We start from the raw sequence: 12971 nt of genomic DNA, 5'->3' as shown, positions 1-12971 counted from the left end.
GAACCGCGATGAGCATCGCCGAGGATATTCGCCGCGGAGAGGTGACGATCCGTCGTCTCTCCAAATCCTACAGACTGAATGGCAAACCCCTGCAGGTTCTAAAGGATATCAATCTCCATATCCGCTCCGGCGAAAGCCTCGCCATCGTCGGCGCCAGCGGTTCGGGCAAGACGACCCTGCTCAGGGTTCTCGCCGGGCTTGAGGATTCCGATACCGGGGAGGTTCTGGTCGATGGCAAGGCAATACGAGGCGTCGGCGCCGAACGCGCCGTCATCTTCCAGGAGCCGCGCCTTCTTCCCTGGCTTACGGTACTCGACAACGTCGCTTTCGGACTGAAAACGAGAGGCCTCTCCCACGAGCAGGCGAGGGGGCGGGCACGCCACTATGTCAAGCTTGTCGGCCTGCAGCAATTCGAGGCGGCCTATCCCCGGCAGCTCTCCGGCGGCATGGCGCAGCGCGTCGGCATCGCCCGGGCGCTTGCCGTCCAGCCCGAAATCCTATTGCTCGACGAACCGCTCGGCGCGCTCGACGCCATGACCAAGATCGGCATGCAGCAGGAGCTCGCGCGGATCTGGCGCGACGAGGATGTAACGACCATTCTCGTCACACACGACCTCGAAGAGGCGATCTATCTCGCCGACCGGATCCTAATCCTGCCGCGGGAGAAGGGAGCCGAACCGCGCCTGATCGAAATCGATCTGGCTCGCCCGCGCGACCGCAGTGCTCCGGAATTCGTCCGACACCGCGAGAAGCTGCTGAACCTGTTCGGACTGCACTGAAGGCTGCGGCCTCTATCGGTTCTGCAGGCTGGAGATATTTCACCCGGCCCAGGGATCGATCAGTTCGATCCCAAAGCCCTCGAAATCCCTGGTGTTGCGCGTCGCAAGGCCGAGATGGTGAGCAACTGCGGTAGCCGCGATCAGGCCGTCCATCGACGACAGGCCGCGGCCACCGCGTTTTGCATGGCCCATAAGGTCTCCCCAGGCCAGGGCAACCGGTTCATCCACCGGAATGATGCGATGCTCGAAGCGTTGCGTCAGGTCGTGGGCAAGCCATTCGGCCAACGCATCGCGTTTGCGTCCCTTGTCCATCAGGGCAACACCGCGCCGGATCTCTGCCACCGATACGATGCTGATGAAGGAGCGATCCTCGTCGAGCTTGTTCAGCCACTCCAGGACGCGCGCATCAGGGTTCGGCTTGGTCACCTCGGACAGGACATTGGTATCGAGCAAAAGCTTCACAGCGCCGGATCACGCGGTTCATCGCGTTGGCGCTCAAGGTCCAGACCGGCGTCGCGTAAGGGCGATTGCATCAGAAATTCGGCAAGCGTGCCCTTGCGGGCGGTCTTCCGCTGCCATTCCTCGGCAGAGACGACCACGACACTCGGCTTGCCGTTTCGCGTAATCGTCTGCGGCGTGGATTGCGCGCGTTCGATGACTTCGGAAAGCTTCGCCTTTGCGCTGGCAACGGTCCAGCTTTCATCGACATGTGGTGACGGCTGCATCGCGCGTTCTCCTGACCAGAATGACTATAATGACTATATAGACAAGACTGGGTGAGTGGCAAGCAGCCGTCACTCGTTAGCTCACGTGGGCCGAAGACGCTCGGCCCCGTATTGCCCGGAAAAGACCGCAGAACAGTTATGACGGCTTGCTCCTCGCGCCGGCCGTCAGATAGGGCCGCCGGTCCAGTTCCGCTGACCGGTAGGAACTGCGCAACCGCAGCAGGTCCTTGCGGGCGACCAGGCCGCACAGCTTGCCCGATACTGGATCGATGATCGGAATGCGGCCGCTGTCCGTCGACAGCATCAGGTCGGCAATGAAGGCGACCGTATCGTCAGGGTGCCCCACGGGAACCGAGTCGTCTGTGACGTTTTCGCCGAGCGTTTGGGTGGCCAGCTCCGGCTTCCCCTGCCAGAGAAGGGCATCGGCCCGTGATACGATGCCGGCCAGCCTGCCCGCAGCATCGACCACCGGATAGATCCGGTGAGTTTTCTCTTGAGAGACGAACAAGTCGCATACCTGACCGACCGTCATGCTGACAGGAAGCGTGTCGACATCGCTGATCATGATCTCCCTGGCTCGGGACAGCTCGAACGGATCGACGCCATATTCGCGGGTGATGTGCTGCCCGCGGCGCGCGATCTTCTCGGTGAGGATCGAGCGGCGCAGCAGCAGCACCGTGACGGCATAGGCCACCACCGTTGCCGCGAGCAGGGAAACGAGGGTGCTGACGTCGCCGGTGATCTCCATCGCGAAGAAGGTCCCCGTCAGCGGCGCGCGCATTGTTCCGCCCATCATCGCCGCCATTCCGAGCAGCGCCCAGAAGCCGGGATCGTTGCCGGGCATGACGAGCCCGACCAGCCATCCGAGTGCGCCGCCGAAAATCAGGAGCGGCGCGAGCACGCCGCCCGAAGTGCCGGACGACAGGGCAAACAACCAGATGATCGTCTTCACCAGCAGGATCGACAGTACGGCCGGTGCGAGCAGCCGATTGTTGAGCAGGCCGTCTATGATGTCGTAGCCGACGCCCATGGCCCGCGGTTCGATCAGACCACCGAGACCGATGACGAGACCGCCGAGCGCCGGCCACCACATCCAGTGGATCGGCAGGGCTTCGAACAGGTCCTCGATCTTGTAGAGCAGCGTCGTCAGCAAGCCGGATTGCAGACCTGAAATGATGCCCATTGCCGCACAGGCGAAAATTCCCCACCAGGGCAGGGTCACCTGGAAATGGGTCTCGAACAGCGGCCCGGCGCCGAACAGCAGGGGGCGCCAGCAGATCGACACGCAGGCGGCAACGGCGACGGGAATAAAGCTGCGCGGCTTCCATTCGAACAACAGCAGTTCGACCGCCAGCATGACCGCGGCGATCGGCGAGCCGAAAATCGCCGTCATGCCTGCGGCCGCACCCGCAACGAGAAGCGTCTTCCGCTCGGCCGCGCTCATGTGAAAGAATTGGGCAAACAGCGAGCCGATCGCGCCACCGGTCATGATGATCGGTCCCTCGGCGCCGAACGGACCGCCCGTTCCGATCGAGATCGCCGAAGACAGCGGCTTCAGGACAGCGACCTTCGGCGACATTCGGCTGCCGCCGATCAGAATGGCCTCGATCGCTTCCGGAATGCCGTGGCCGCGGATCTTCTCGGATCCGAAGCGGGCCATCAGCCCGATCACGAGCCCTCCGAGCGGCGGCACCAGCACCACCCACAGCGAACGCGTTACGCCGGCCAGCGAGGCGGGCTCGATGCCGATCTTCCCGAACCAGATAACATTGGTCACCAGCGCGATGAGGCTGACGAGGCACCATGCTGCAAAGGCGCCGGCCGAGCCGATGATGATGGCCATGCCGATCAGGACGAGAACCCGCCTGTCGGTGGTGAAATCTCCGGCCTCGCGCCGGGAAAGACCGCCCGTAAAGTCGTGCGGCCGGTTGCTGGTTTGATGCTGCGCCATGGAAGCCTCTGCTACGCGGAAATAGGTATGCTTGAGCGGCTTGAATATATCGTAATACGATCTAAATCAACGGATGAAAGCGTGAAGACGAACATGCCTTTTGAACATGCTTCGCTTGACCGGCTGACGCCCGCCCATCTATTCGATACCGGAAATAACTCCCGCACGGATCGCCACCCGCAGACCCAGCGGCAGAGGAGAACGAGTTTGAAGAAAGCCGCGCCGCCGCTGAGACGGGAGGATTACGAGGCTCTTGCCGACCTCAGATTCGCACTTCGTCAATTCATGGATTTCAGCGCCTCCGCCGCACAGTCTGAAGGGCTGCCTCCGCAGCAGCACCAGGCTCTGCTGGCGATCAAGGGCCAACGCGGGGATGCTATGACCATCGGCATGCTAGCCGATAGGCTCATCATTGCGCCCCATACGGCGACCGAGCTTGTCGGGCGGCTGTCGGATGCCGGGCTCGTCGAACGCCATGCCGATCCTGCCGACCGGCGCCGCCAGACGCTCGCCCTGACCGACAAGGCGGACGAGCTTCTGACGAGGCTGAGCGCCGTCCATGTCTCAGAAATCAGGGTGATGGCCCCGAAATTGATCGAGCTTCTTCTCGAGCTTCAGAAGACGGCGCCGAAGGCGGAGTGAGTGACAGAGCCGGCAGATGTAGCCATCGTCCCAGCCTGCATCTCGTCGGTCGTCCCTTCAACCGAAGAGCGTGTTCCTGAGGCGATGAATATGGGCAGCGCCGATGCCGCAGCAGCCGCCGATGATCGTCGCTCCGGCCTCGGCCCAGGAACAGGCAAAGCGCGAATAGGCATCGTCGTTCAGGTCGTCACGGGTATCGTGCAGGCCTTCATTGGCGGCTGCCTCGCCTGTTTCCCCTTCGAAGGCATTGGCATAGACGCCGATTTCGATGGGAGCATTCCTCTCCCGGAACACCCGTGCCGCCGCCTCGACCGCAGCCCGCATGACCTCGGGCTTGCTGCAATTGAACAGGAAAGCCGCCGCACCCGATGACACCGCCCAGGACGCCGCCTCCTCGACGCTTTCGCCGGAGCGGAGTTTCGGCGCGCCGCCCCTGATCGCCGTCTCGTCATCCGCCAATGTAAAGGAAATCCAGAACGGCTTGCCCGATGCCGCCACCGCCTTGCGGACGGCCTCACCCTCGGCGATCAGGCTCAAAGTCTCACCGAGCCAAATATCGACGAAGGGCGCGAGATTTTCGACCAGCACCTCAAGATAGTCCTGCACCCGGGCAGGCTGGAAATTCTGCGGCTCGTAGGAGCCGAAGATCGGCGGCAGCGAGCCGGCAACCAGCACCTTTCTATCGGTCACGGCACCGGCAGCCTCACGCGCCAGACGACCTGCAAGTCGGATCAGCGCCGGCCCCTCCTCATGAAATCGGTCTTCGCCGATATGGAAGGGCACGAGCGCATAGCTGTTCGTCGTGATGATCTCAGACCCGGCGGCGATGAATTCCTGGTGCACTTCCCGCACGATGTCAGGCGAGCTCATCAGCGCCAGCGCCGACCATTCCGGCTGCTTGAGTTCGGCGCCCAGCCGTAGAAGCTCGCGGCTCATGCCCCCGTCGAGAATTCGCGTTGTGCTCATCAGGTAGTCTCCATTCAGGCTGTCGCGCCGTTACCGGCAGCGGGCTTTTCAAAACAAAGTGGCGAGCTTTTCGTGGCCTAGCGGCGAACCGGCACCTGCGCTTCGAGACCTCGAAAGACGTGGGCGATCACCGCGGTCAGGGCGAGATAGAAGAGGGTGACGACGATGAGCGGTTCGTAGACCAGCAGCGTGTCCTGGCGAACCTTATTGGCGACGGCGTAGAGATCCATCACCGTCACCGTGAAAGCGAGCGGCGTCGCTTTGAGCTGCATGACGATCTCTCCGGCGATGGTCGGCAGGGCGATGCGAATGGCGCGCGGCAACCAGATGCGGCGGGTGAGCTTCCAGGGCGACAGGCCGAAAGCCCGACCGGCCTCGAGCTCGCCCTTGGGAACGGCAAGCAGCGCGCCGCGCAGCACTTCCGCCTCATAGGCCGCATAATTCAGCGTGAAGCTGACGGAAGCGAAGAAAAAGCCCTCGCGCAGGATAGGCCAGAACAGGCTCTGGCGGATGCCGGGGATCATGGGCAGCAGCGAGCCGATCCCGTAATAGAGGAGCCAAAGCTGGATCAGCAGCGGTGTGCCGCGGAAGAAGGTGCAGTAGCCGCGGGCGACAAGCCGCGTCAGCCAGCCGCCGCTGACCTGCGCGAAGGCGAGACCGATGGCGATCACAAAACCGAACGCCACTGATATGACAAGCAGCGCGACGGTCTGCCAGGCGCCGGTCAGAAGCAGCGGCCAATAGGAGGAGATCCAGGTGAAACTCATGGCGGCCGCTTTCCTCCGGCCAGACGCGGCTGTCCCCGCCGCACCCGCCCTTCGATCAGTTTGAAGACGACGTTGGAAGCGAGTGTGATGGCGAGATAGAGAAGAGCCGAAGCGAAGAAAAAAACGAAGTAGTGCTTGGTGCTTGCCCCGGCGAGACGGGTGGCGAGCGCTAACTCCTGATAGCCGACGACCGCGACCAGCGCGCTGTCCTTGGTGACCGACATCCAGAGATTGGCAAGACCCGGCAGCGCGTTCGGCAACAGCGCCGGCAGCAGGATGCGGCGGAAGCGCAGCATCGGCCCCATGCCGAAAGCCTTGGCGGCCTCGATCTGGCCGACGGGGATGGCAAGGATCGCGCCGCGCAGCACCTCGGTCATATAGGCGCCCTGCACGAAACCGAGCACGGCGACGGCGGCGACGAAGCCGTTCACCTCGACCGGCGGCAGGTTGAATGCCGCCAACAGCCGGTTGAGGCCATCGGTGCCGGCATAATAGAGCCCGACGATCAGGATCAGTTCGGGAACGGCGCGAATGACCGTCGTATAGAGATCGAGCACCAGGCGGAGCACTGGGTTGCCCGAGAGCTTTCCCAGCGCACCGCCCGTGCCGAGCAGCAGACCGACGGCGAAGGCGCAGGCGGAGATCGCGACCGTGGAGACCGCACCGGCCAGAAGAACGCCGCCCCATCCCGGAGGATAGGGGGACAGCAGGTCCAGAATGCCTTGTTGCGCGGTCGCCATTTCTAGGAGAGCTTACTTCGCGCCATAGATATCGAAGTCGAAGTATTTCTTGGTGATCGCGTCATACCGACCACTGGCGCGCACCGCCGCGATTGCCTTGTTCAGCTTGGCTTTCAGCTCGGAATCTTCCTTGCGCAGGCCGCCGGAAACGCCAGCCCCGAGGATCTCCTTGTCGTCGGCGACATCGCCCATGTTAGCGCAGCAATCCTTGCCGGCATCGCTTTTCAGGAAGGCGTCAAGCGCCAGGGAATCCCCGAAGACGTAATCGATGCGGCCGGAAGCGAGGTCCTGGAAAGCCTCGTCGAGCGTCTGGTAGGTCTTTTCCTCGGCGGCAGCGGCAAAATACTTCTTGTAATATTCCGACTGGATCGTCGACACCTGAATGCCGATGGTCTTGCCCTTCACGTCCTCGGCCGTGGCGCCCGGCTTCTGGTCCTTAGGGCCGATCAGGGTGCTCGGCGTGTTGTAATATTTGTCGGTAAAGTCGATCACCTTCGAGCGTTCGGCGGTGTTCGACATCGACGACCAGATCACGTCGAACTTCTTGCTCTGAAGAGCCGGAATGAGGCCGTCCCAGGAGATCTCGACGATCGAGCACTTCTCCTTCATCTCTTCGCAGACGGCATTCATCAGGTCGATTTCCCATCCCTGCCATTCGCCCGAAGCGTCCTTGGCGAAGAAGGGCGGATAAGATTCGTTCATGACGCCGAAGCGGACGTCGGCCTGTGCCGCAACGGCGGAAAGCGCAAATGCGACGCCGGCGAAAAGCGTGGGGAGCAGTTTCATTCGCAGGGTTCTCCTGGTTCGTGTGATGGGTGATGGCTCGATGCGAGATCAGTGGGCGGTGAGACCGGTGAATTCCCGGCAGCGGGCGCTGACAGGCGCCCCGAAGACTTGTTCCGGCGGGCCTTCCTCCTCGATCCGCCCTTGGTGCAGGAAGAGGACGCGGCTTGAAACCTCGCGAGCGAAGCGCATTTCATGCGTGACGATCAGCATGGTCCGGCCCTCTTCCGCCAGGTCGCGGATGACTTTCAGCACCTCGCCAACCAGCTCGGGATCGAGCGCCGATGTCGGCTCATCGAACAGCATGACGGCGGGATCGACGCAGAGCGCTCTTGCGATCGCCGCGCGCTGCTGCTGGCCGCCGGAGAGAAAGGCGGGGTAGGCGTCACGCTTGTCGAAGAGCCCGACCTTGTGCAGCAGGGCTTCCGCCTTTTCGATCGCTTCGCGCCTAGAAACGCCCATGACATGCACCGGCGCCTCGATGACGTTTTCCAGGACGGTTCGATGAGCCCAGAGATTGAAGCTCTGAAAGACCATGCCGAGCCCGGTTCGCAGCCGCTCGATCTGCCGCCAGCTCTGCGGCTGCAGCCGTCCGCCGCGGCCGCTCTTCAGAGCGACTTCCTCGCCGTTCACGGCGATGCGGCCACGATCCGGCGTTTCCAGAAAATTGATGCATCTGAGGAAGGTGCTCTTGCCAGAACCGGACGAGCCGATAATGGAGATGACGTCAGACTTATGGGCCTCAGCCGAAATACCCTTGAGAACCTGTTGCGAGCCGAAGCTTTTATGAAGATCTTCGACGCGAAGAGCAGGAATGGGCTGATCCGACATGCATGGGTCCGGCTGAACTGAGTTTGCGAAGGATAATGATAAAAGTGCGCGGTTTTTTCGCGCAATTTCTGCCTCTTCTGCGTTAAATGTGCAAAATAATCTTCCTTATGCGGCAAACCAGGCAGAACGCCTGAGCCGCGAACCGCCGAAATGGACTGGACAATGGAACAGCTGGATCGTTTTGACCGCGACATTCTCGATATCGTTCAGCGCGACTGCCAGCTGAAGGCCGAAACGATCGCCGAACGCGTGGGGTTGTCGGTCTCGGCCGTGCAGCGGCGATTGAAGCGGCTGCGCGAGGAGGGCGTCATCAAGGCTGAGGTCGCCGTCCTCGACCGGAAGGCGACGGGGACATCGATGGTGTTCATTGTCGGAATGGAGATCGAGCGGGACAATTACGACGCCTTGGCGAAGTTCCGCGTCTGGGCGGAAAAACAGGATCATATCCAGCAGGTCTATTACGTCACCGGCGCGGTCGATCTGATCGCGATCGTCACCGCCCGCGACGTCGAGCATTATGATGACATCGCCGCCCTGATCATGGCTGACAACCCGCAGATCCGCCGCATGCACACCAACGTCGTGCTGCGGGACGTCAAGCTCGGCCTGTTCGTGCCGCTGGAATAACCATCATCTCGTGCCGCCGGCAAGCTGCTGGACTCATCTCGGACAAACGGCATAATTCCGGACGCAATTTCGGGAGGAACGAGCCTTGACCCTACGACACCAGATCATCGCATTGGCGATCGTCCCGCTCGTCGTTTCGATCCTTGCGATCACCTCCTTCATCACCTGGCAATCGGCAAATCTCGCCAAGAACAGCATCGACACGTTCGAGCAGAACATGCTGAAGACCAAGGAAACCGAAATCCTCAACCTGACCAATCTTGCCTTGTCGGCCATCCAGGCGATCTACGACAAGGCCGGTCCCGACGACGAAGCCGCCAAGCAGCAGGTAGCTGAAATTCTGACCTCGCTCGATTACGGCAGGGATGGCTATTTCTTCGTCTATGACTATGACGGCAACAATATCGTCCATCCGCGCCAGAGCTTCCGGCATGGGCAAAATTGGCTGAATCTTACCGATCCTGACGGCGACAAGGTGATTGCCGAGCTCATCGCCACGGCAAAGGCCGGCGGCGGCCTGCATCAATACAAATGGCAGAAACCCTCGACCGGACAGATCGCCGACAAGCTCTCCTTCGTCGTCAGCCTCGACAAATGGCACTGGGTGGTGGGAACCGGTGTCTATCTCGACGACGTCTTTGCCCAGAGTGCGGCCGCCAACGCCGTGATGCGCGCCAATATCAGACGAACCTTCGTCATCGTCGCACTGATTGCCGTACCCTCGGTGCTCGTCGTCTTCACGACCTGCATGCTGCTGACCTTCCATGAGCGCCGTATGGCTGACAGCCGGCTCAAGGAGCTGACGCAGCGGGTCATCGATACCCAGGAGGAAGAACGCGCGCGGCTCGCCCGCGAGCTGCATGACGGCGTTTCCCAGAACCTTCTCGGGGTGCGCTATGCGATGGATCTCGCCGGCCGCAAGGTCAGGATCAATGTCGACGATGCAGCGCTGACCATCGACCGTGGCGTCGAGGCGCTGAACGGCGCAATCAAGGAAATCCGCCGGCTGTCGCACGATCTGCGCCCTCGTGTGCTCGACGATCTCGGCCTGACAGCCGCGCTGGAGGCGCTCTGTCATCATTTCGCCGAGCGCACGGGGATCGAGACTGATATCGACGCTTCAGGCTTTACCGGCACACTGAAAGCCGAGGCCAACACCGCCCTCTATCGCGTCGCCCAGGAAGCCTTCAACAATGTCGAGCGGCACTCGGGCGCCTCGAAGCTTTCGGTGAAGCTCTGGAGCGACGGAGGCCGCGCCCGCATGACGATTTCAGACAACGGCACCGGCTTCGACGGCAGCAAGGACGGCGCAGCCGGCGGATCAGGGCTCGGGCTGCGCAACATGCAGGAGCGGATGGCCCACTTCCGGGGCCTGCTGCTCATCAACAGCAGCGAGTCCGGCACGACGCTGACGGCGATGATGCCGAGATCGGCCAATCTGCCGGCCGGCAAGCAGGCAGAAGCCGCATGAGCGAACGGCCGAAAATCAGGGTTCTCCTGATCGACAACCATCCGCTGGTGCTGGACGGATTGAAAGCCGTGTTGGAAACATTCGACCATATCGAAGTCGCCGGCACCGCCGGGCTTGCCCAAACGGGTCTCGACATCGCCCGGCAGATCCAGCCGCAGGTGGTGCTGATGGACATCAACATGCCGAAACTCAGCGGCATCGATGCGATCGAGCTGTTCAGGAACGAGCTTCCCCAGGCACGGGTCGTGATGCTCTCCATGCATGACAGCCGCGAATATATCTCCTCCTCGGTCATGCATGGCGCTGCCGGTTACGTGCTCAAAGATGTTTCGACCGACGAGATCGTCTCGGCCATCGACACCGTGGCGGCCGGGGGCACCTATTTCTCCTCGGGCGTCTTCGACGCACTGATGGGCGAACGCGCGGAAGAGGGCAGTGATCCGCTGACGCCACGCGAGCGCGACATTCTCGGACTGATCGTTGCCGGCAGGAGCAACCGGGAGATCGCCGAAGCGCTCGGAATAACCGCCGCGACGGCGGAAACGCACCGCAAGAACCTCAAGAAGAAGCTCGGTATCGCAACGACGGCAGGCCTCATCCGCTATGCGCTGGATCACGGCATCATCTCCAAAGTGAGATGAATCCCGGTCTACCCACTTCTGGGTAGAGCCCCGCATTTCGGCCTGACACCCATCTTGTGAGGGCAAAACCGACGTCCTAGGACTCCATCCGCGGCTGGCCAAGTGTCAGTCGTTGGGAGGAATTCATATGCGTTACATCCGCTTTCGATCGGCTGAAAAGGTCGAGCGATCCGAACCGGGCTCGCCGCGACCACCGGCTGACAGACCTGCCTTCCACGCCGACAACTGGAACATGGCGACCGCCGGCCGCGGCGCTTGAAAGGTACCCGACATGGAAAAACCACATAGCAAGGCAGCGCTCTGGCTGCTGATCATTCCTTACATAGGGCTGCTCTGGCCGCCATTCTACAATCTCCGTGAGCCGTCGCTTTTCGGCTTTCCCTTCTTCTACTGGTATCAGCTTCTCTGGGTGCCGATCACCGCGACGCTGACCTGGATCGCCTATCGGAGCGTTCGCCATGACGACTGACATCGACGGCACGGCGCTTGCCGTCTTCATCTTCTTCTTCGCCCTCGTCACCGTCATGGGCTTCGTCGCCAGCCGCTGGCGCAAGCCCGAGACGCTGGCCCATATCGATGAATGGGGTCTCGGCGGCCGCAACTTCGGCACCTGGATCACCTGGTTCCTCGTCGGCGGCGATTTTTACACCGCTTATACCGTCATCGCCGTTCCGGCGCTGGTCTATACGGTCGGCGCCTACGGCTTCTTCGCGCTACCCTATACGATCGTCGTCTATCCCTTCGTCTTCATGGTTATGCCGGTCCTGTGGAAACGCGCCAAGGATTTCGGCTATGTGACGGCAGCCGACGTCGTTCACGGGCAATACGGATCGCGCGGTCTCGAGCTCGCCGTCGCGGCTACCGGCGTCATCGCCACCATGCCCTATATCGCCCTGCAGCTCGTCGGCATGACGGCGGTTCTGAAGGCGCTCGGACTGCATGGCGAACTGCCGCTCGCGATCGCCTTCATCGTGCTGGCGCTCTATACCTATTCGGCAGGCCTGCGCGCCCCCGCCTTGATCGCCTTCGTCAAGGACATCATGATCTATATCGTGGTGATCGCCGCGGTCGCGCTGATCCCGTCGAAGCTCGGCGGCTACGCCAATGTCTTCGCCTCGGCGGACGCAGCTTTCCAGGCCAAGGGTTCCGGCAACCTGCTGCTCGGTGGCAATCAGTACGTCGCCTATGCCACGCTCGCTCTCGGTTCGGCGCTCGCAGCCTTCATGTATCCGCATACGCTGACGGGAATCTTTGCCTCCAACAGCGGCAAGACGATCCGCAAGAACGCGATCCTGCTGCCCGCCTATACGCTGCTGCTCGGCCTTCTGGCGCTGCTCGGCTATATGGGCCATGCCGCCAACCTGAAGCTCGACAGCGCCAATGACGTCGTTCCCACGCTGTTCAAAACGCTGTTTTCGGGCTGGTTCTCCGGCTTCGCCTTTGCGGCGATCGCCATCGGCGCGCTGGTGCCGGCAGCAGTGATGAGCATTGGCGCGGCCAATCTCTTCACCCGTAATTTCTGGAAAGCCTATGTCGATCCCAAAGTCAGCGATGCGGGCGAAGCCAAGGTCGCAAAGGTCACGTCGCTCGTCGTCAAGATCGGTGCGCTGCTTGTCATCCTCTTCCTGCCGACGCAGTTCGCACTCGACCTGCAGCTGCTCGGCGGCATCTGGATCCTGCAGACGCTCCCGGCGCTGGTCTTCGGCCTCTATACCAGCTGGTTCCGCGCACCCGCTCTGCTTGCCGGCTGGTTCGTCGGCTTCTGCGGCGGCACCTATCTCGTCTGGGATGCCGGCTGGAAGCCCCTGCACCTGATCAGCCTCGGCGGCGAACCCTTCACCGTTTACACCGGACTGCTGGCGCTTGCGGCAAACATCGGCGTCGCAGTCGTGATCAACGCTCTGCTTCCGGCCAGGGCTCCGGTTCGGGCCTGAGATGAAATCGGCATAGGGGGCGATCGATGTGATCGCACCCCTGCCACACCACCCGGCATGCGGGTCCGCACCGGGCGGTTCGAGAGATTGAGGTTTACGCGAGTCTGGGCATTC

16 protein-coding genes are annotated in these 12971 nt (G+C 62.0%); 8 read left to right on the top strand and 8 right to left on the bottom strand.

Annotated elements, in window-relative coordinates:
* Positions 1 to 8: 8 nt before the first annotated feature.
* A complete protein-coding gene (locus tag QWJ46_RS19760) occupies positions 9 to 779 on the top strand; it encodes an ABC transporter ATP-binding protein (protein WP_302753101.1) in 771 nt (256 codons plus the stop codon).
* A 39-nt stretch (positions 780 to 818) separates the two neighbouring features.
* On the opposite strand, the gene QWJ46_RS19755 is transcribed toward QWJ46_RS19760, so the two are convergent.
* The 3 genes from QWJ46_RS19755 to QWJ46_RS19745 all read right to left on the bottom strand — a co-directional run bounded on the left by QWJ46_RS19755 (position 819) and on the right by QWJ46_RS19745 (position 3455).
* A complete protein-coding gene (locus tag QWJ46_RS19755; protein ID WP_302753100.1) occupies positions 819 to 1241 on the bottom strand; it encodes a type II toxin-antitoxin system VapC family toxin in 423 nt (140 codons plus the stop codon).
* Positions 1238 to 1504, bottom strand: coding sequence for a type II toxin-antitoxin system Phd/YefM family antitoxin (locus QWJ46_RS19750; protein ID WP_302753098.1), 267 nt, complete (start codon positions 1502 to 1504; stop codon positions 1238 to 1240). Before QWJ46_RS19750 ends, QWJ46_RS19755 begins: the two co-directional genes overlap by 4 nt.
* Before the next feature lie 136 nt (positions 1505 to 1640).
* Positions 1641 to 3455, bottom strand: coding sequence for a chloride channel protein (locus tag QWJ46_RS19745; protein ID WP_302753096.1), 1815 nt, complete (start codon positions 3453 to 3455; stop codon positions 1641 to 1643).
* Positions 3456 to 3662: 207 nt separating this feature from the next.
* On the opposite strand from QWJ46_RS19745, the gene QWJ46_RS19740 reads away from it, so the two are divergent.
* Positions 3663 to 4097 (top strand): MarR family winged helix-turn-helix transcriptional regulator, encoded by a 435-nt coding sequence (locus tag QWJ46_RS19740; RefSeq protein WP_302753094.1) that lies wholly within the window; start codon positions 3663 to 3665, stop codon positions 4095 to 4097.
* Between the two features lie 57 nt (positions 4098 to 4154).
* Here the strand turns inward: QWJ46_RS19740 and QWJ46_RS19735 are convergent, their stop codons facing one another.
* From QWJ46_RS19735 to QWJ46_RS19715, 5 genes are all read right to left on the bottom strand, one after another.
* Complete coding sequence (locus QWJ46_RS19735) at positions 4155 to 5063, bottom strand: homocysteine S-methyltransferase family protein (RefSeq protein WP_302753093.1); 909 nt, start codon at positions 5061 to 5063, stop codon at positions 4155 to 4157.
* 77 nt (positions 5064 to 5140) lie between these two features.
* Positions 5141 to 5830 carry an ABC transporter permease gene (locus QWJ46_RS19730; protein WP_302753091.1) on the bottom strand — a complete coding sequence of 230 codons (690 nt, stop codon included), beginning with the start codon at positions 5828 to 5830 and terminating at the stop codon, positions 5141 to 5143.
* Positions 5827 to 6570, bottom strand: coding sequence for an ABC transporter permease (locus tag QWJ46_RS19725; RefSeq protein WP_302753089.1), 744 nt, complete (start codon positions 6568 to 6570; stop codon positions 5827 to 5829). The genes QWJ46_RS19730 and QWJ46_RS19725 overlap by 4 nt, the downstream gene beginning before the upstream one ends.
* Before the next feature lie 12 nt (positions 6571 to 6582).
* A complete protein-coding gene (locus QWJ46_RS19720; RefSeq protein ID WP_302753087.1) occupies positions 6583 to 7356 on the bottom strand; it encodes a transporter substrate-binding domain-containing protein in 774 nt (257 codons plus the stop codon).
* A gap of 48 nt (positions 7357 to 7404) precedes the next feature.
* Positions 7405 to 8184 (bottom strand): ABC transporter ATP-binding protein, encoded by a 780-nt coding sequence (locus tag QWJ46_RS19715; protein WP_302753086.1) that lies wholly within the window; start codon positions 8182 to 8184, stop codon positions 7405 to 7407.
* 162 nt (positions 8185 to 8346) lie between these two features.
* On the opposite strand from QWJ46_RS19715, the gene QWJ46_RS19710 reads away from it, so the two are divergent.
* From QWJ46_RS19710 to mctP, 6 genes are all read left to right on the top strand, one after another.
* Positions 8347 to 8811, top strand: a complete 465-nt coding sequence (locus QWJ46_RS19710) for an Lrp/AsnC family transcriptional regulator (RefSeq protein ID WP_302753084.1) — start codon at positions 8347 to 8349, stop codon at positions 8809 to 8811.
* Between the two features lie 85 nt (positions 8812 to 8896).
* On the top strand, positions 8897 to 10282 hold the full coding sequence (locus QWJ46_RS19705; RefSeq protein WP_302753082.1) for a cache domain-containing protein: 1386 nt from the start codon (positions 8897 to 8899) through the stop codon (positions 10280 to 10282).
* Positions 10279 to 10923, top strand: a complete 645-nt coding sequence (locus tag QWJ46_RS19700) for a response regulator transcription factor (protein ID WP_302753081.1) — start codon at positions 10279 to 10281, stop codon at positions 10921 to 10923. The genes QWJ46_RS19705 and QWJ46_RS19700 overlap by 4 nt, the downstream gene beginning before the upstream one ends.
* 127 nt (positions 10924 to 11050) lie before the next feature.
* Positions 11051 to 11182, top strand: coding sequence for a hypothetical protein (locus QWJ46_RS19695; protein ID WP_302753079.1), 132 nt, complete (start codon positions 11051 to 11053; stop codon positions 11180 to 11182).
* 12 nt (positions 11183 to 11194) lie between these two features.
* The gene (locus tag QWJ46_RS19690) at positions 11195 to 11392 is read left to right on the top strand and encodes a DUF3311 domain-containing protein (RefSeq protein ID WP_302753077.1); all 198 of its coding nucleotides are present in this window, start codon (positions 11195 to 11197) and stop codon (positions 11390 to 11392) included.
* The gene (mctP, locus tag QWJ46_RS19685; protein ID WP_302753075.1) at positions 11382 to 12857 is read left to right on the top strand and encodes a sodium:solute symporter family monocarboxylate transporter; all 1476 of its coding nucleotides are present in this window, start codon (positions 11382 to 11384) and stop codon (positions 12855 to 12857) included. Before QWJ46_RS19690 ends, mctP begins: the two co-directional genes overlap by 11 nt.
* Positions 12858 to 12971 lie beyond the last annotated feature (114 nt).

The organism is Rhizobium sp. CBN3 (assembly GCF_030518245.1).
Lineage (GTDB): Bacteria > Pseudomonadota > Alphaproteobacteria > Rhizobiales > Rhizobiaceae > Rhizobium > Rhizobium aethiopicum_A.
The sequence above is the reverse complement of the archived record's forward strand: the minus strand, read 5'-3'. Positions and strand labels throughout refer to the sequence as shown.

Bases quoted from the DNA above. Each gene is read 5' to 3' on its own strand.
- QWJ46_RS19710 (WP_302753084.1), top strand. From the start codon at position 8,347: ATGGAACAGCTGGATCGTTTTGACCGCGACATTCTCGATATCGTTCAG.
- QWJ46_RS19715 (WP_302753086.1), bottom strand. From the start codon at position 8,184: ATGTCGGATCAGCCCATTCCTGCTCTTCGCGTCGAAGATCTTCATAAA.
- QWJ46_RS19760 (WP_302753101.1), top strand. From the start codon at position 9: ATGAGCATCGCCGAGGATATTCGCCGCGGAGAGGTGACGATCCGTCGT.
- QWJ46_RS19695 (WP_302753079.1), top strand. From the start codon at position 11,051: ATGCGTTACATCCGCTTTCGATCGGCTGAAAAGGTCGAGCGATCCGAA.
- mctP (WP_302753075.1), top strand. From the start codon at position 11,382: ATGACGACTGACATCGACGGCACGGCGCTTGCCGTCTTCATCTTCTTC.
- QWJ46_RS19730 (WP_302753091.1), bottom strand. From the start codon at position 5,830: ATGAGTTTCACCTGGATCTCCTCCTATTGGCCGCTGCTTCTGACCGGC.
- QWJ46_RS19690 (WP_302753077.1), top strand. From the start codon at position 11,195: ATGGAAAAACCACATAGCAAGGCAGCGCTCTGGCTGCTGATCATTCCT.
- QWJ46_RS19700 (WP_302753081.1), top strand. From the start codon at position 10,279: ATGAGCGAACGGCCGAAAATCAGGGTTCTCCTGATCGACAACCATCCG.
- QWJ46_RS19745 (WP_302753096.1), bottom strand. From the start codon at position 3,455: ATGGCGCAGCATCAAACCAGCAACCGGCCGCACGACTTTACGGGCGGT.
- QWJ46_RS19720 (WP_302753087.1), bottom strand. From the start codon at position 7,356: ATGAAACTGCTCCCCACGCTTTTCGCCGGCGTCGCATTTGCGCTTTCC.
- QWJ46_RS19750 (WP_302753098.1), bottom strand. From the start codon at position 1,504: ATGCAGCCGTCACCACATGTCGATGAAAGCTGGACCGTTGCCAGCGCA.
- QWJ46_RS19735 (WP_302753093.1), bottom strand. From the start codon at position 5,063: ATGAGCACAACGCGAATTCTCGACGGGGGCATGAGCCGCGAGCTTCTA.
- QWJ46_RS19725 (WP_302753089.1), bottom strand. From the start codon at position 6,570: ATGGCGACCGCGCAACAAGGCATTCTGGACCTGCTGTCCCCCTATCCT.